Annotated in this window: 11 protein-coding genes; 10 read left to right on the top strand and 1 reads right to left on the bottom strand. The window is 35.1% G+C overall.

Annotated elements, in window-relative coordinates; genetic code table 11:
- Window positions 1–137 precede the first annotated feature (137 nt).
- Complete coding sequence (locus tag NST77_RS25570) at window positions 138–5,636, top strand: 5'-nucleotidase C-terminal domain-containing protein (RefSeq protein WP_341123905.1); 5,499 nt, start codon at window positions 138–140, stop codon at window positions 5,634–5,636.
- 349 nt (window positions 5,637–5,985) lie between these two features.
- Here the strand turns inward: NST77_RS25570 and NST77_RS25565 are convergent, their stop codons facing one another.
- On the bottom strand, window positions 5,986–9,405 hold the full coding sequence (locus tag NST77_RS25565; RefSeq protein WP_341123904.1) for a carbohydrate binding domain-containing protein: 3,420 nt from the start codon (window positions 9,403–9,405) through the stop codon (window positions 5,986–5,988).
- Window positions 9,406–9,790: 385 nt separating this feature from the next.
- Between NST77_RS25565 and NST77_RS25560 the strand changes: the two genes are divergently transcribed.
- From NST77_RS25560 to NST77_RS25520, 9 genes are all read left to right on the top strand, one after another.
- Window positions 9,791–10,477 carry a response regulator transcription factor gene (locus tag NST77_RS25560; RefSeq protein ID WP_341123903.1) on the top strand — a complete coding sequence of 229 codons (687 nt, stop codon included), beginning with the start codon at window positions 9,791–9,793 and terminating at the stop codon, window positions 10,475–10,477.
- Complete coding sequence (locus NST77_RS25555; RefSeq protein ID WP_341123902.1) at window positions 10,474–11,739, top strand: HAMP domain-containing sensor histidine kinase; 1,266 nt, start codon at window positions 10,474–10,476, stop codon at window positions 11,737–11,739. Before NST77_RS25560 ends, NST77_RS25555 begins: the two co-directional genes overlap by 4 nt.
- Window positions 11,740–11,855: 116 nt before the next feature.
- Entirely contained in the window at window positions 11,856–12,614 is a 759-nt protein-coding gene (locus NST77_RS25550; protein ID WP_163184913.1) for an ABC transporter ATP-binding protein, read from the top strand.
- Window positions 12,574–14,961 carry an ABC transporter permease gene (locus tag NST77_RS25545; protein ID WP_341123901.1) on the top strand — a complete coding sequence of 796 codons (2,388 nt, stop codon included), beginning with the start codon at window positions 12,574–12,576 and terminating at the stop codon, window positions 14,959–14,961. The genes NST77_RS25550 and NST77_RS25545 overlap by 41 nt, the downstream gene beginning before the upstream one ends.
- 316 nt (window positions 14,962–15,277) lie before the next feature.
- A complete protein-coding gene (locus NST77_RS25540) occupies window positions 15,278–15,643 on the top strand; it encodes a hypothetical protein (RefSeq protein ID WP_341123900.1) in 366 nt (121 codons plus the stop codon).
- Window positions 15,644–15,898: 255 nt separating this feature from the next.
- The gene (locus NST77_RS25535) at window positions 15,899–17,113 is read left to right on the top strand and encodes a sensor histidine kinase (protein ID WP_303981487.1); all 1,215 of its coding nucleotides are present in this window, start codon (window positions 15,899–15,901) and stop codon (window positions 17,111–17,113) included.
- A gap of 90 nt (window positions 17,114–17,203) precedes the next feature.
- A complete protein-coding gene (locus tag NST77_RS25530) occupies window positions 17,204–17,704 on the top strand; it encodes a hypothetical protein (RefSeq protein ID WP_341123899.1) in 501 nt (166 codons plus the stop codon).
- A 278-nt stretch (window positions 17,705–17,982) separates the two neighbouring features.
- A complete protein-coding gene (locus NST77_RS25525; RefSeq protein ID WP_095330824.1) occupies window positions 17,983–18,477 on the top strand; it encodes a YehS family protein in 495 nt (164 codons plus the stop codon).
- A gap of 17 nt (window positions 18,478–18,494) precedes the next feature.
- Complete coding sequence (locus tag NST77_RS25520) at window positions 18,495–19,202, top strand: M48 family metallopeptidase (RefSeq protein ID WP_095330826.1); 708 nt, start codon at window positions 18,495–18,497, stop codon at window positions 19,200–19,202.
- The last annotated feature ends 246 nt before the right edge of the window (window positions 19,203–19,448 follow it).

Genomic DNA, 19,448 nt, shown 5'->3' with positions numbered 1-19,448 from the left:
TAGGATAATTTTCTAACAGGACTAGGACCTTAGTAGTTCATCTTCAGAATCTTGTATGTGTCATTTTCAAACAAGATAGTCTCCTTTCGAGACGTCCGAATCATGAAGCTAATCTAAAAAATATGAGGAGAAAAAACATGAAAAGAAGAAATAAGAGGAATCTTAGTGTTATTACGATAATTGCTATACTTTTTAGTTTATTCTCACCAGTAGCTAATCTAAATGTAAAGGCAGAAACGGTTGTAGCTACAGATTTGATTATCTCAGAATATATCGAGGGAAGCAGCTTTAATAAGGCGATTGAGTTATATAACGGAACTGGCGCTGATCTTGATTTAAGTCAGTACAGCCTTGGAATTCATACAAATGGTGCAGAGAAAATTTCCCATAAGCTCTCACTGAACGGTACATTAAAAAATGGCGAAACTTATGTTATTTATCACGGTCAAGCCGATGAAAAAATAAAGGCAAAAGGAAATCTAGAAAATTCGACGGTAATTAATTTTAATGGTAACGATCCTCTTGTTCTATTAAAAGGAGAATCTATTATTGATTCACTTGGCCAAGTTGGCTCGAATGCTGATTTTGCTAAAGACGTTACGTTAATTAGAAATAGTGATGTTTTATCTGGTGACAAAAATATTAAAGATAGTTTTGATCGAAATGTAGAATGGACGAACAAAGGAATTAATTCCTTTGATAATCTTGGCATACATACTTTTGGTACAGCTGCTCCTGAAGAGCCAACTGAACCTGCAGAACCAGAACCTGCTATTTCGATCGCAGATGCTCGTGAACTTGGCACTGGTAAAACAGTTACGATAGAAGGTATTGTGACAACAAATTCAGGACTTTGGGGAAGCGAAACTTTTTATATGCAAGATTCCACTGCTGGAATGTATGTATATGCTAGTCCTAAATCTGTTAAGCCAGGAGAGAAAGTAAAAATAACGGGCGTATTGAAGACATATAAAAATGAACTGGAAATCGAACCAGAAAGCCTTGATATCGTGTCTTCAAACAATGATCTGCCAGCAGCACAGTCTGTTACGAAAGTAACTGATTCCACACAAGGTGAATTGCTTACGTTACAAAACGTTACAATTTCTGAAATGACAAAGGATAGCTATGGCACTGCTACATTCCAAGCTGTATTTGAAAGTGGAGAAAAGGTACGTGTTATTCACGATAATCGTACAGGTTCCACTTATGATGACTTAATCAAGCAATACAAAGAAGGAGATAAAGTTCATCTTACCGGAATCGGATCAATTGATGAAACGGGGTATCATCTAAAAACTACTGGTCTTAATAGCTATGATTTAGTGAACAAGCCAGCCGTTTATTCCACACAAACACCAGGGGTAGTTCCAGCTGGTACAAAGGTTGAGTTGAATTCTGGTCTAGAAGATGCTGCTATTTACTACACAACAGATGGTTCTACACCAACTGAAACAAGTGTAAAATACACACAGCCAATCGCTTTAAAAACAGGTGAAACTACGATTAAAGCAATTGCTGTAACAAATGGTACAGTAAGTGATGTATTTAGCTTTACTTTTAAAATTCTAAATACGGAAAATCTCCGTATCCATGATATACAAGGAAAAGGGCATATTTCTGAATATAATGGTTCTTCTGTTACGAACATAACTGGTGTTGTAACCCATGTATTTGGTTCAAGCAGTTTTGTTATGCAGGATGTGGATGGAGCAGATACAGATATCGAAACATCTGAAGCAATTGAAGTATACAAGTCCTCTCATGGGGTTTCTGTTGGAGACAAAGTTTCCGTTAATGGAACTGTTACAGAATATGGTGGAGGAGCTAATCTGTCTAAAACACAAATTACCGCAACGTCCATTACTAAAGATGGAACGGCTGAACTACCGGCTCCACTTATTATTGGGAAAGATATTTTTCCTCCAAACAAAGTAATTGATAATGATGAAATGACATCTTTTGATCCAGATGAAGATGGGATCGACTTTTGGGAATCTCTTGAATATATGCGTGTATCATTCCCAGATGCACTAGTAGTAGGACCTCCATATTCGAATGATGTACCTATTATTGTGGAAAGCACGACGAATAATACATTAAATAATCAAGGTGGATTAAATATTGCTGAAGACGATTATAATCCAGAAAAAATCTTTTTAGATAATGTGGGAGGTGATTTCCAGCCAGGTGATAAGTTTAATGGTGACGTTGTCGGTGTCGTAACCTATTCAAGTAATGGTTATCAATTATCTGTTAATAAAAACGAATTACCTACTTTAACAAAATCCAATTTAACACAAGAAGTTACTCATATTGTCCCGGCAGAAGATAAATTAACTGTGGCTTCATACAATATTGAGAATTTCTCTAACAATAAAGCAAACACTCCAGATGCCAAAGTAGCTAAAATTGCCAAGTCATTTGTAGAAAACATGAAATCTCCTGATATTATTACGTTAGTAGAGGTTCAGGATAATGATGGAGAAACTGATTCAGGAAATTCTGATGCATCAGAAAGTTATCAACGTTTAATCAATGCAATTGTTGCTGCAGGTGGTCCAGCATATAAATGGATAGACGTGGCTCCTGTAAATAACACAAACGGAGGAGCTCCTGGTGGCAATATTCGTGTTGGTCATCTTTACAACCCTGAACGTGTAACATTGGTTGAAGGAACGAAAGGAAAAGCAACGGAAGCAAATGGTTGGACGGAAACAGGGAACCTTACATTAAACCCAGGTGTTATTAATCCACAAGCATTTAGTAACACACGTAAACCACTTGCTGCAGAATTCGAATTTAAAGGTCAGCGTGTTGTAGTAATCGGAAACCATTTGAATTCTAAAGGTGGAGATCAAACTTTATGGGGAGCTAACCAGCCGCCTGTACTGTCTTCTGAAGCAGAGCGCATCAAGCTTGCCCAAGAAGTAAACAACTTTATTAAAGAAGGGCTTGTCAAAAACCCTAACTTAAATGTGGTTGTAACTGGAGACATGAATGATTTTGAATTTACACCGGCTCTTAAGGCTTTAAAGGGTGAGATTTTAACAAATATGGTGGAAAAGGTTCCAGCTGAAGATCGTTTCTCCTACTTCTTCCAAGGTAACAACCAAGTACTAGACCATATTTTAGTAACAAATAGATTAGCAAATGTAACAACGGCTGATATGATTCATATTAACGCCAACTTTACGGAAGCAACTGGACAAGCATCTGACCATGATCCAGTAATGGTTCAACTTGATTTATCTAATTTACCAGAAGTACCTGATTTAACTATTATGCATACTAATGATATCCACTCAGCTTTGGATAACATACCGAAGACAGTTACTGCGGTAAAAGAAATAAGAGCAGCAAATCCAGATGCCCTTCTCCTTCATGCAGGAGACCAATTTACAGGGACCTTATACTTTAATGAATTCCAAGGAAAAGCTGATTTAGCGATGCTGAATTTGCTTGGCATTGATGCAATGACCTTTGGAAACCATGAATTTGATTTAGGATCTTCTGCAGAAGGTCATCAAGCGCTAGCTGACTTTATTAAGGGAGCAAACTTCCCATTTGTCAGTGCGAATGTTGATTTTTCGAAAGATGGGAAATTTACTGGACTTCAGAACAAATCGATTGAATCGAATAGTGAAAACGGAAAGATATATAATGGCATTGTCAAAGAAGTAAACGGAGAGAAAGTTGGGATTTTTGGATTAACGACAGCGGAAACGGCGGATATTTCTAGCCCAGGATCGATTGCTTTTGAAAACTATTTGAAAGAAGCAGAAAAAGCAGTAGAAGCTTTTGAAGAAGCAGGGGTAAATCGAATTGTTGCCTTGACCCATATTGGATATGATGATAATGCAGCAATTGATAATGATTTAATTCTTGCGGAAAAAGTAGTAGGTATTGACGTGATTGTCGGTGGTCATAGCCATACAACATTGGAGAAACCAGTAATAGTAGACGAGGATGAAACACCTACGCTAATTGTTCAAACTGGTAACTCAAACAGCAATCTTGGCGTTGTAAATGTAACTTTTGATGAAAATGATGTAGTGAAGACTTATGACGGTCACTTAGTAGCTATCGGTGCTCAAGAAGAGGATGAAGAAGCTGTTAAAGTATTGGAGCCATTTAAAGAGAAAATTAATCAAGTGGCAAAAACGGAAATCGGCGTGTCCACACCAATTGCATTAGAAAGTCCACGTACGAATGGCGATGATACAAAACCAAGTGTCCGCAAGAATGAAACGATTTTAGGGAACTTGATTACTGATGGAATGCTTGAGAAGTCAAGAACGTTCACTGGTAAAAATATTATTATGGCCCTGCAAAATGGCGGGGGAATCCGTGCAGCAATTGATAAAGGACCAATCACTGTTGGTGAAATAATCACGGTCCTTCCATTTAACAACACATTAGCAACCATGGATGTAACAGGTGCTGAGCTAAAAGAGGCATTTGAAATTTCTTTAGGTCAGTATCCAACAGAAAATGGTGGTTTCTTACATGTAGCGGGTGGAAAAGTTGTATATGATGAAACAAAACTACCAGGAGAGCGAATTGTATCTGTTTCCTATTTAAATGAAGCTGGTAAATATGTAGAAGTACAAGATGATACGATGTACACAATTGCTACAAATGCATTTACTGCCAAAGGTGGAGACGGCTATGACGTTTTTGCTAAAGCTTATGCAGAAGGACGCGTTACAGACTTAGGACTATCTGATTGGGAAAACTTCCGTGACCATTTAGTAAGTATTGGAAGCGAGGGAATTCCTACTGAAGTAGAAGGAAGAATTATTGATGTGAGTCAGGAGCCAGGAGAAGAGCCAGGAGAAGAGCCAGGGCAAGAGCCGGGTGAAGAACCAGGACAAGAGCCGGGTGAAGAACCAGGTAAAGAGCCAGGACAAGGACCTGGAGAAAAGCCAGGCAATAAGCCAGGAGAAAAACCTGGTAACTCAAATAAAGTAAAAGAAATTAAACCGAAAGTAATAAAGGATGGTAGCAAGTATAAGATTAGTGATTCTGCCCTTGCAAATATTGCGGATAATGCTGTAGTTGTTATCAAACTGGATAACAAAATCAATGCAACATTTACATTAACAAAAGAGCAAGTCCAAGCTTTACAGAAAGCAGGAGCAACGATTGTAGTAAGTAATGGAAATGTAGAAGTACAAATCTCTGCCTCCGTTCTTCCGTTAGCTGAAAACGTAAATATTAACGTGAAGAAAATGGAAGTAAAAGGTCCCATTATTGCTTATGACTTTACAATAGAAGCTGATGGGAAAACGTACCATGAATTTGATGATAAAGTGAAACTCACATTTAAAGTTGATCCAAAACAAGTCAAAAATCCTAAAACTGTAAAAGTTTATTATTGGAATGAAAAAGCAGGAAAATGGGAATTGATTGGTGGAGACTATAAGAACGGCAAGGTGTCCGTTTATACGGATCACTTTAGTACGTATGGTGTATTTGAAGGACAGCCAAAGTCTTCTAATGTTCCAGCTCAAGCTAATGAGCTTCCAGATACAGCGACAAACAACTTTAATATTTTAGTTGCAGGGTTTATGTTACTTATAGTTGGTATTGGTTTGTATTTTGGGAAGAGAAGAAATTCGAGAACAAATTAATTGGTATTAATCGAGTGATTTTTATCTTCCTTAGCAAAACTAGGTAGAAGGGGAAGAACTCAGAATCCCCTAATATTAGAAAATAAAGAAATAGCGTTTTTTTAAACATTTTCGTTAAGGTATTTAAAAATAGGATAGCCTTGATAAAGAGGATGATCTCCCTGAATAGGGGATCATCTTTTTACTTCTTACTTTTTAATAGAAAAACAGAAGCTAAAAACTAACAATAAGTGCGGTTATTGGAAGTTTTTCTTAATTTCTACAATTTGAATAAAGACTCTATAGATGCAAGCCTCTTTTTTTAGTCATTTGATCTATAGAGTTCATTATTATGTTATATAGTATTTCTTTATGGGTGTCCCCTTGTTACTTGACCATTTTTAAGAATGTACTCCCCTGATTTAAAGTGATAGTTACTACCTTGATTGTTGTCCCATGAATTATTTCCATTATTAAAAGCAGCTTCTAGACCGTCTGCTGTACCAATATCCAATGTAATCACAAAGTAGCCTGGATAATCGCTTTTGGACATTTGTGTTCCAGGTAATGTACTCCAATGCCCGTCATATGGTGAATAGTGAATCCGAGGTTCATTCCATCCAGTATAATAATAAATGGTTACTTTATTAGTGGACGGAGGTTCCCCTTCTAAAAGTTGTCCATTGTCCATAGTAAAGGTGCCATTTGTAAAAGCGTAATTTTTCCCGTTGTTATTATCCCACTTTCCTTGACCATTATTAAAGGCTGCATTTATTTTATCGGCCTCTCCTAAGGGAATGGTTGTTACATAGTAAGCTGGAATACTAGATTGCTCCATTTTCTTTCCAGGTAGATGTGTCCAATCTCCATCGCCAACTTGATAATGGATGTAAGGATTCTCAACACCTTTATAATAAATCGTTACTTCATTTGTGCGAATCTCTGTTGTTGTAACAGAAATAATATTGCTGCTTTTTGATTTCCCTATATCATTGATGGCTATTACATAATATTCGTATTCTGTCTGTGGACTGACACCAGTATCCTTATAGGAGGTAGTAGATGTTTCTCCAATTTTTTCTGCATCTCGGTATACAGCATAATGAGACACGTTAGCTGATGAAGCTTCCCAATTTAGTGTTACGGAACTAGCATTCACTTCCGTTGCTTTTAAATTTTTTGGAGCTGAAGGGACAACTGGAGCAGTTGGATCACTATCATGCCATTCTCCATCAAACCATCCGCTTGTGCTTCTTATGAATCCAGGCTGATTAGGACCAGGCCACTGATTATTAGCATCCTTAAAAATTACATTCATACTCTCGGTTCCTTTAACGGTATATACATACCAATCATCTTTATAATGCTCCATCTTTGGTGCGTTATTCCAAGAAGGTTCATCAACTTTTGGTTCCGTATCATAATAATAAAGATGAGGTGTACTCCAGTTATCTGGTTTCTTAAAGTAAATAGTTAAGCCATCAATTTTTGTGAAAGTATAGGTTTTCTCTGCTTCCCCATATTGATTTTTGGCCGTTAAGGTAAGAATAATTTCATCCCCAACCGCGGTATCTGCACCCAATGAGATGGTTTTCCCTTTTGTATATGCAACTGGCTCTCCCTCGTTAATTTTATAAAATGCTTCTTCAACATTTTGATAATCCAAGGTTACATCAACTGTGTCGTCATAGAATGTACCACCAGGCGGATTAGCAGAGACTTTCGGCAATGGAGCGATTTTTTTATAAGTATACTCTTTTGCAACAGGACCTGAGTCATTTTCGGCATAGAGTTTTAGGACAAGTGTTTCGCCTATTTCTAGAGATTTTCCGATCGATAATTTTTCTCCATCAACAAATGCAGTACCATTTTCACTAGGATCGGATCCATCTACTGTGTAGTAGCCTTCGGCTGTATTTTTTAAACTAAAATATATTTCCAACTCTTCTGTATCAAATTCACTACTATTAGGAGTTACGGAAATGGATGGCAGAGCCTCTCCTTCGCGTTCTATTAATAAAACACCGTTCTTATGTGGTGTAAATGTAACCTTTCCATTTTGAACAGTAGCTGTATTGCCTGTATAGAAATCTTTTAGTTTATCTCCATCATTAAATACAGATGAAACGTCAATCGTTGTTTTGCCACTAGCTCCTACTGCAACAACAACTCGATCGTCTAATTCATTGCTGCTGAGGGTACGGCTAAATGTATAAGGGCTATTTCCAATTTGCTTATGCTCACCTGCACCAATTGCCTGGTGCCTATTTCTAAACTGCCCCATTTTTTGCCAATGAGTGAGAACTTGTTCGTTAATTGAATCCCAATTCATGGAGGATCTTGTTCCCTGATTAGGATCCGACCCTGTTGGACCGAATGGTCGGGCTGTTTCATCTCCATAAAATATTTGAATACCACCAGGTAATAACATTAAATAAGTTCCACCATCAATTAATCGATCTCTAGGATAAAGCGATGTATCATGTTGAGATAGATAGCTCAGTACATTGAAATCTGGATCGGTATTGATTTTGCTTGCATAATGTGAAAACGTATCTTCCATTGATGCTAGATTGTATGCTGGACCATTTGCACCTTCTCCTTGGAAGGTAAAATTAATAATAGAGTCAAAACCATTGTAAAAATACTCACTTTTTCCTACTCCGTGTCCCCAAACTTCACCTGTCATCCAAAAATCATCATCCCATTGCGCACCAGGGGCATCTGGATTATTGGCCCGCCATTTCCAAAGTGCATCATTGGCTTCTTCTTTTAGTTGTTTCCATCGGTGGATTTCTACATGTTTGGCTGTATCAACTCTAAATCCGTCAATTCCGAACTCTTCTACCCATGAGGATAACCATTTAGTGATGTAATCAGCAGGGGCAACTCCCAAATTTTTACGTAAATCTTTTGCAGCTGGAACAATCCAAGAATCGTATGATCCATTTTGCTCCTTATTCCATTTATTTTTTAATAAGTTAGGTAGACCTAAGTCTTGCGTAACATCTGTACGGAAATCAGGAAGTCCAGAAAGACACATATTTTTATCATCATTCCCACATTGAGTATAGCCGCCAATCCCAGCTTTTACCCAATCTCCCCACCAATTTTTCCATGCATTCGCATCATCATAATTGATATAATTATGAACATCATGCCAGGATTGTCCAGAACCTGGTGTCCAAGTTTCAGGTACTCCTGGATTACCAAAATTGTATTCATGCATATCTTTAATAGTATTATATCCAGCATGGTTCATGACAACATCCATAATTACTCGAATGCCTCTTTCATGAGCCTTATTAACAAACTCTCTCATCTCATTTACAGTTCCCATGTTTTGGTCTACCATGGTGTAATCTAATGCATAATATCCGTGGTAAGAATAATGAGCGAAATCACCGCTATTACCCCCGCCAACCCAGCCATGGATCTGTTCATAGGGAGCAGTAATCCATATTGCGTTGATTCCTAAATCTGTAAAGTAACCTTCGTTCAACTTATTTGTAAGCCCTTTCAAATCACCGCCGTGAAAAGTACCGATGTTACTTCCGTTTGCATCTGTTTGCGGTCTTCCATAGGAATTATTATTAGCGGTGTTCCCATCAGCAAAACGGTCTGTCATAGCAAAATAGACTGTTGCATTATCCCAGGAAAAGTCGTTTTCTTCTAAATTAATAGTCTCTGCTTTAACTTGATGTTGTTCATTTGAACCTTGAAACGTTAATCCAGAAAAGATAGTAAGGAAAATTAAGAATAAGTAACTTATTTTTTTGAAAAAAATCATTTGATCCCTCCTATATTTGTAAAAACGTTTGCACCAAGTATTAAAGTTCACCTCCTCATTTTTTAATAGGTATTAAGTTTTAACTATGCAAACGATTTCAATGTTGGTACGAGGATATAATAGCATAAATTTATTTAATAATCTTTAATAATAGTAGAAATGAGTAAAAAGTCGGAATAGTAAGAAAAAAGATGGGAAAAAAGCAGTTTACAAGAGATAAGGAGAGGTGGTTAATAAGCATCTATATATTGGGGTAGCGTTAGCGGACAGAGTGAAGCGGTAAAATTAATTTCTCTCTAGAAATTGCCATGCGTTCGTAATTCTCATGTATACTAGAAATATCCAGTTAGCAAACTAGGATAATCTTTTTCTAGGAGAATTATGGATGAAATTAGATTGTTTAATTGTTGATGATGAGATAGCTTTGGCTGAGACAACCTGTGAGTATTTCAATATGTTTGAAGTCAAAACATCATTTGTGACAAGTGCGGAAGCCTGTGAACGATTTTTAGAGGAGCATGAACCATCTGTTATTCTTCTAGATATTAATCTTGGGGATTCTTCTGGTTTTGATTTATGTAAAAAACTCCGCCAAACAATTGAGGTTCCTATTTTATTTATCAGTGCCCGTTCCAGCGATGACGATGTTCTAATTGCTCTAAACATTGGTGGTGACGATTATATTCACAAGCCGTATACACTAAGTGTTTTACTAGCAAAAGTGAAAGCCGTCTTAAAAAGGTTGAATAGTAGTTCTACGAATCATCAAGAAGTTTTGGAATTTGGACCAATTCAAATAGATATAAATCTACATCGTGTACGAGTAAATGGTTCTGTTATTCAGCTGAAAGCAATGGAATGCAAACTTTTGTCCTATTTGGCAAGAAATAAAAATCGGATTATTACGAAAGAAGAATTATTTCAACAAGTATGGGGCGATACATTTGTTGGGGATGGCACCTTAAATGTCCATATTCGCCATTTACGTGAGAAAATTGAAAGGAATCCTAAGGATCCACAATTTATAAAAACGATATGGGGAACAGGCTATGTTCTCGAGGATCTCCCATGAGAATAAAGTTACTGATTGTAACTATTGTAGTGCTGTTCAGTGCCGGTATTGCGCTTGCTATTATTGTAGTAAAGAACAAGGATGTTTCCAATGTTGACCTTGTAGCCATTAATGATTTAGCTAAAACAGTCGAGAAAAATTGGGGGGAAATCAATGAACAAACCGTCAGTGACATCAGCCAAACATTTTCTATTCTCGACTATAATGGAAAAGTGATTTATCAAACATCAGATAATCATTTTACTAATATATTTGAATCAATTAAAAATCGAGATATAGTGATAGATTTACAGCAAAATGACAATATTGTCGGCAAATTAATTATCCATAATGATGAACAAGAAATTGTACAGCAAATGAAAAGGGAAATAATCACATCTGTTATTTTGATATTGGCTGTATTAATGGTTATAAGCCTTTTTTATCTAATATTTATATATAGAACGGTGCTCCGGCCATTTCAGCAGCTTCAGCACTTCGCTGCGAATGTAGCGAGAGGCAATTTCGATGTCCCATTAAATATGGGTAAAAACAATTACTTTGGTGCTTTTACAGAAAGCTTTGATTTATTGCGTGAGGAGCTTAATGCTGCACGGCAAAGGGAATATGAAACTAATCGTAGCAAAAAAGAGCTTATTGCGACATTAAGTCATGATATTAAGACACCTGTTGCTTCTATAAAAGCAGTCAGTGAGTTAATGCTGATACAAGCTGGCGGTGATAAAGTAAAGAAACAGGTGAATACGATTTTAGCAAAGACAGAGCAAATTGATTTACTGGTAACTGATATGTTCCATGCCACTTTAGAGGAATTACAGCAATTAAAAATCTCGATTACGGAAGTGTCAAGTGAAGTACTAGTTACAATGATAGAAAATGTTAATTATGATCAGCAAATCGCCTATGATCCTATTCCACCATGTATTATTTCCATGGATCCTGTGCGAATCCAGCAAGTGATCGATAATATTATAAGTAATGCCTATAAATATGCTGGGACAAGGATTACTATTAAGTCTCAAATTAATCAAGGTTATCTCAGCCTATATATAATGGACTATGGAACTGGAATAAGAGAAGACGAATTGCCTTTGCTGTTCCATAAATATTATCGAGGGGGAAATGTAGAAGGTAAAAGTGGTTCAGGACTGGGGCTATATATATCAAAGTATTTCATAGAAAAAATGCATGGTCAAATTTGTTGTTACAACCGACAAGATGGTTTTACCATTGCCTTAAAATTAAGGCTTGCAGGAAATTAAGAATTAATTAAGAATTGCACAAAGATTTAATAAGACTCCTTTTAGTAAGATAAGACTGTAAGCTTCTTTACAGTCTTTTTCTATAGCTTGAAAATAATAAGGGAGAATAGATAACTATGGAAATCATTATAAAAACGGAGAAGTTATGTAAAACCTTTTCTAGTGGGGGAATCCAGCAACATGTTTTAAAAAATTTAGATATCAATATAGTGGAAGGCGACTTTACCATTATCATGGGAAGTTCTGGATCTGGGAAATCCACACTCCTTTATGCTATTAGTGGGATGGATAAACCCACATTGGGGGAAATCAACTTTGCGGGGAAACATTTATCTAAATTAAACAACGATCAATTAGCTATATTTAGAAGAAGTAACTGTGGCTTTGTGTTTCAACAAATATATTTATTAGACAATATGAGTGTGATGGATAATATATTGGCTAGTGGTCTTTTAGTAACAAAGAATAAGCAAGAACTTCTAAAAAAAGCAAAAGAAATATTACTGCACGTAGGTATAAATGAAAGCTCATGGCCTAAATTTCCAACCCAGCTTTCTGGTGGTGAGGCACAACGAGTTGGTATTGTGAGAGCTATTATTAACCAGCCGAAAGTACTATTCGCAGATGAACCAACTGGTGCATTAAATTCAGCATCGAGCACGAATGTGTTAGATATCTTCACCCATATAAATCGTGATGGACAAAGTATTGTCTTGGTAACACATGATATGAAAACTGCATTGCGGGGAAATCGAATTTTATATTTAAAAGATGGAGTAATCTGTGGAGACCTCGATTTAGGTGTTTATGACGATAAGGAGGATTTTGAGCGTCATGAAAAGCTTAAACACTTCCTTGCAGAAATGGGGTGGTAAGATGAAGCTGATGAATCTAGCTATTACCAATATCAGAAAAAGCAAGTCTACTACTAGTGCTTTATTTATCTTCATTTTAGTTGCTACCCTATTACTCAATCTTGGCTTAATGGTTATTATTCAACTTAGTGCATTTTTTGATCAAAAAGCAGAGCAATTAAAAGATCCTCATGTAACGATTGCTATGGATAAAGAAAGCTATCATACGAGCTATCAGGAATTTTTAGAAAAATATCCTGGGATAAAAGCAACAGAGACAGAAGAGATTATCAACATGAACCTTGCTAATTATCATTTTGGCAATGGGGAATTAACGAATAGCGTAATTATCTTTAATGCAGATGCTACTCGTACTATTGGAGCCTTAAGAATGATTGAAAAGTTAAATACATCTAGTTCTAATGATATTTTTGTGCCGTACAGTTTTAAAACAGATGGGGCCTATCGTTTAGGAGATGACTTTACCATCACTTATCAGGATAAAATGTATGAATACCAAATAGCAGGATTCTTTGAAACAACAATGTTAGGTACAAATAACATTGGTGTAATGAAATTTATGTTACCAGAGACTTCCTATCGATCACTTGCAGGAGCAATAGACAGTCAGTCAAAAGGGATGAATATGTCTGTTTTGCTGGATGATCGAACAAAATCTCCCCAGCTAAAAAATGACTTTATGGAGTATATTCAAGAAACTCAACGAGCAGAGGAAATTTCTTTCATAATGGCTTTAGATATGGGAGAGGTTAAAAATGTCAATACATTAACGATTAATATCATCGCAACCATATTAGTAGCATTTGCTGCCATTATTATCATTATTTCATTAATTGTTATTAAGTTTAGTATTTCTAATAATATAGCAGATGGTATGACTAATATAGGGATATTAAAATCAATCGGTTATACAAGTAGACAGATTATTTCATCAATTATTCTGCAGTTTATCTTGATAACTCTTCTCGCTAGTGTGATAGGAATAGCCTTGTCCTATATCTTAATGCCTTTAATTGGGGGAATTATTTCCACCTTAACTGGATTAATATGGACTCAGAGATTTGAGATGGTTGTTAACTTAATCAGTATTTTGTTTGTGACGATTTGTGTAGTTATTGTCACATTAATATCAGCCTTACGTATCCGTAAAATTATGCCCGTTGCAGCCCTGCGTAGAGGAATTCAGACACATAGTTTTAGAAAAAATCATATTCCTTTGGCAACTACAAAAGGTAATCTTCATTTTCTTCTTGCTATAAAATCAATGTTGACGAATTCTAAACAAAATATCATGATTATTTTAATTGTGATGGCTCTCACCTTTGCGACAGCTTTTTCGACGATACTCTATTATAACATTGCTTCTGATAAATCGGCGTTTGTTAACTTATTTGGATCAGAACCGGCAAATGTATATATTGCTGTTAAATCTGATACAGATACAAGAAAACTTTTAAGCAATATTGAACAAATGAATGGTGTTAGGAAAGTGAATATCTTCGACACGATTACTACGAAAATTGATGGCCAAACCGTTTATACGAACGTGACGGATCATTATAAGGAGTTAGAGAATAATGTCGTCTATGAAGGGCGTCAGCCAAAACACGAAAATGAAATATCTATCTCTTGGATGGTATCAGCTCAAATCAATAAAGGAATAGGCGATATCGTGAATGTAGAGTATGGAGCTGGAACAGTTAGTTATTTAGTTACAGGGCTTAGTCAATCGATTGGCAATTTGGGACAGATAGCATCCTTAACAATGGACGGAATTCAACAAATACAACCAGACTATAAAGGATCTACTTTTTATGTATATTTAGAAGGGATATCCAATAAAGACTTTATGAAAAAAGTTCAAGATCAGTATGGGAAAGAGATAATGGAAACATTGGATATCGATGAAAATATAGAGAGTCAAACAGGTATGTATACTGCTGCAGTATATGCTGTTATGGTGATGGTTGCATTCATTACTATTTTAGTTGTAGTCATGATTTTGTATTTAGTTATTAAAATGATGATTATTAAACGAAAGCAAGAGTTGGGAGTCTTGAAAGCATTCGGTTATTCAACGTTTCAACTAATGAATCAAATATCTATTAGTTTTCTGCCGATTATTACTATAGCTGTTATACTTGGCGGTATTTTAGGCTACTTTTTTACTAACCCGATGCTCTCCTTATTATTATCGAATGCTGGCGTTAAAAGGTTGGAGTTCACAGTTCATTTACCTAGTGTGGTAATTATTTGTGTTTGTATTATGGTTTTAGCTTATATTGTTTCTATGATTATTTCGCTTAGGATTAAGAAAATATCTGCATATGAACTAATTACAGAATAAAGAAAAACCGTGCAATAAATATAAAGCAATAGGAAACTTTAGGAGTTCTAAATAAACAGCGGGCAATTTAAAAACCAGCTCATTATCTTTATTAGAGCGATTTTCTATTCTATCTTAAAGTTTAATTAAGATAAAATCCGATTTTTGGGGAATAGTAATCTTAATGAATGATAAAGGGTGGGCACGATGAAAATAATGAAATATTCCAAGACACTGTTGATTTTGTCGATGATCGTACCTTGGGTTACGGTACCCTTATTAGGTAAAAATACACTTAAACGATATATATATAGCTGCAAGCACGTTTATTGCGTTGATGGTGAGAGTGACAAATATTGTTGCTAAAAGACGTAAATGGTGGTGGTGGTATGAAAAAATCCATCAAATAATACCAGGAGACATTCCGTTTATGCTAGGATCCTTTTTTGTAGGTTCCATTTGGATATTAAAATGGACATACGGAAAGTTCTTTACTTATATGGGGATCAATATGGCATTTGATTCCATGTTTACCTATGTTATTGTACCTTATTTAACTAAGTTTGGAATAGCATCTTTGGTACGAATATCCAAAATGCAGATAATGTATGTGTTTACGGTTTTAGCTTTAATTTTATATGCCTTTCAATTTTTATATGAAAAGATTCAGTTTAATAGATGGAAACTAAAACATAAAGAGTAAACGAGTTTAGCAAGACCAAAACATATAATGGTATAGTGAAACGGATAAAAAAGGGAGTAGTTTAAGAAAGAACGAATGGAATAATCACAGATTCGTTCTTTCTTTATCTATTGTAGTGAAAATTAATTGTGATAATGAGTCTAAAGAATCGAACATTAAGGTGTGTTAAATAGAGTTAATAGTAAAATATACCCCTTTGGTCTGAAAAAATGTTATATTTTAGATGGAAAAAGATTAAGAGCAGAAGGGGTACTCATGAAAGAGATCAAAAATAATGTAAATAGAAAAATATACTATATTATTGTTTGGACAGTGATAGCTATTATTATAGCTGGATTATTTATTTATAATCCCCGCTTAGATGATTTTGGAGTGGCATATATATTTCAGCTGATAATGGCATTTTGTCTATCTCTTTGTTTGTTGCTGTATCCAAAGAATGGGACAGATAGTTATAGATTAATCATTATCTTATTGGCCTCCACCTACTTTTATACATTGTGTATTCTATATCCCGAAACTGGATCTAATTTTATTTTACTTTGTTTTATACCAGTGCTTTCTATTTTATTTTTCAATTCGAAGCTATTTTATTTTTCCTTGTTTTTAAATAGTTTCTTCATTTTGCTTTTATTTGCTTACATTCTTTTTGTGAATCAAAAATCTCAATATAGCTATATAGAACAAGATGTAATTGGAAATTTATTGAGCTTTCTTGCGAGCCAAATTATCGTTTATTTTATTTTTTATTTAACAAATGTTCGAATAAAGCGGCAACATGTATATGACGAACAAATTCAGCATTCAGAGAGGTTGAAGACATCTGGTCAGCTTGCGGCTGCGGTTGCTCATGAAATTAGAAATCCTTTAACGGTTGTGAAAGTTTTTTTGCAGTTTTATAAAGAAGATCATTCCTTTACTCCTAATCAGAAGCATCATTTTGCATTAATGATCGATGAATTGAATATGGCAGAAGAAGTAATTTCTCAATTTTTAACGATGGCGAAACCGGAACAAGAAAAAGTAACAGAAATCGTAGATGTTAAAGCTGTCCTTCAGAGTGTAACAGATTTACTGCATTCATATGGACATTTACACGATAATCAAATTGAATTGAATGTGACAGATGATTGTATTGTTTCTGCAAACATCATTGAATTAAAGCAATTGTTTATTAATATTATAAAAAATGCTATTGAGGCTTCTAAATATGGTGATTTAGTAAAGGTAACGGCAAAAAGAGAGCAAGATTTTGTTGTCATAAATGTCATCGATTATGGAAAAGGGATGTCAGAAGAAGAAATTGCCTTTCTAGGAACCCCTTTTTATTCTTTAAAAAGAAAAGGAACCGGTCTTGGCTTGATGATTTGTTTTAATATAGTAGAAAAATATAATGGCGAGCTAAATTTTAAAAGCTTAAAGGATCATGGAACGACGACCATCATTCGTTTTCCGTATTATCTAGTATAAATAGAAAGCTAAAACCTAGGGAATACTCTTTTTCTAGGTTTTAGCTTTTATAGATGAAAAAGGAAAACGATTGGAATGATTTTTTTCTTTATGGGGATAACTAATAAAAAAGGAAATAAACAAATGATTGGACTTTTCATCGCTATTATTGGGGTCAATATTTTTGCATTTAAGGTAAACAAATATGTAACAAAAGCTCAAATGGTAAGCATCTGGGCCTTTACCGTTGCATTTCAAGCGGGCTTTGATATTTATATATCTTTTAAATACCATGGTTACTGGTATTTTGATAAAGATGCGATTGAATGGATAGGGCTTCTTCCACATCTCGCTCTTGTGCCACCTGTGAATATTATCTTCCTAAATTGGTATCCGTTTAAAAAATCATTTATTAAACGTTTGATTTATTTTGCCTGCTGGACGATAGGGATTTTAATTTATGAGGTCATTACACTTTTACCAGAGCCATGGGGATATTTTCATTACGGATGGTGGAATGTGTGGATTTCTGTAATGGTTGATCCGGTACTTTTGTATATTTTATTACTGTATTATAAGTGGATATCTAAGTTAGATAATCTCCCTAATTAAAATTCATTTAGCCCAAGAAATTGGGTTATTTTTGTTAGAAAGGGATTGTTTGTTTAAGGAAAGGAAGCAGTATGCATTTCTTTTTGAATTGGGATATGCCTAGTGGTTAGCTATGCACTTTCAGAGAGCAAGCTGATGACTATTTAATTATTAGTAGAAGCTCCTTTGTGATCTAGAGGTACTATACTTTTTAAGGATAATTATTTATGATTAACACTAGAACTCTACTGAAGGTAGATGAAAAGCATATAGTTGTTTTGAAAAATGGAGGTAAAATCATGGAAAATAATGATATTTTAATTCGTTTAAGATACGCGTTAGAAATAAAAAATAGTGAAATGGCAGAAATTTTTAAGCTTGGGGGAAAAGAGGTTTCTGTACCTGAAGTAGTAAGAATACTGAAGAAGACAGATGAAGAGGCAGAAAATGATGATCAAATCAAATTGACAAATAGTATGTTAGATTCCTTTTTAAATGGCTTTATTATTTATAAGCGAGGAAAGCAAGAGCCAAAACCAGGACAACCAAACACACCTGAATCATCGATAAAAAACAATACAAGTGTTAATAACATTTTATTAAAGAAAGTTAAAATTGCGCTGTCATTAACGACAGAGGATATGATTGATATATTTAAAAAAGCGGGGTTAAATGTGTCCAAAGGAGAATTAGGAGCTTTTTTAAGAAAAGAAGGCCATAAAAACTATAAAGTATGTTTAGATAATTTCGCCAGAAACTTCTTAAAGGGATTAGCTATTAAATACAGAGGATAAGTAAAGGTAGTGACGATATGCTACATACCTACTTAGGGGAAACAATCCGTTATGAAATAAAATATAAAAATCGTACCTCCATTGGAATAACAATGGATGGCTATGGAAACATTGAAATTTTGGCTCCCAAAAAGACACCAGACGAATATGTCCATCAAGTACTAGAGCAAAATTGGAACCAAATTCAAACCAGAATAAAAGAAATGCAGACAAGAATGGCAGGTCCACAGAAAAAGGTATATGAGAATAAAGAGAGATTTCTTTATTTAGGTAATACATATCCTATTCATATTATCCAAGAAATGGCGGTTGTCCAAGAACAGGTTAAATTCGAAGAGGACAAGCTGTGTATCTATATAAAAGAGTATGATAAGAAAAAAATAAAAAAATTATTAAAAAGGTATTATTATCAGCAAAGTAAGTCTTTAGTGGAAGAGAGGGTCTCCTTCTATCAAAGTAACTTTAAAACAAAGCCTCGGTCGATACGGATTACGGATAGCAAAACTAATTGGGGCACTTGTGATTCTAATTTCCAATTAACCTTCAATTGGAGGTTAGCGATGGCTCCAATTGAGGTAATTGATTATGTTGTTGTTCATGAAATGTGTCACATGGTTCATCTTAATCATGATCGCTCTTTTTGGAGACTTGTTGGGAAGATAATGCCTAACTACAAGGAGAAAGAGAAGTGGCTAGCTTTATCTAATTGGAAAATGACAGTCTAGTTATATAAGGGGAGAAAACAGAATTTTGACTGGAGCATTAATCCAGTCTTTTTTCTTTTTTGAATGATGGAGGTTGATAGCTTAAAAGCTATCATTAATTTCTTGTACTTTGGCTGATAAGAGCTGGAGTTTGGCTGATAAATTCTAGGTTTGGCTGATAAGAGTTGAAGTTTGGCTGATAAATTCCAGGTTTGGCTGATAAGAGCTGGAGTTTGGCTGATAAATCCCAGGTTTGGCTGATAAGAG

Source organism: Niallia sp. FSL W8-0177 (assembly GCF_038006285.1).
Lineage (GTDB): Bacteria > Bacillota > Bacilli > Bacillales > Cytobacillaceae > Niallia > Niallia circulans_A.
The sequence above is the reverse complement of the archived record's forward strand: the minus strand, read 5'-3'. Positions and strand labels throughout refer to the sequence as shown.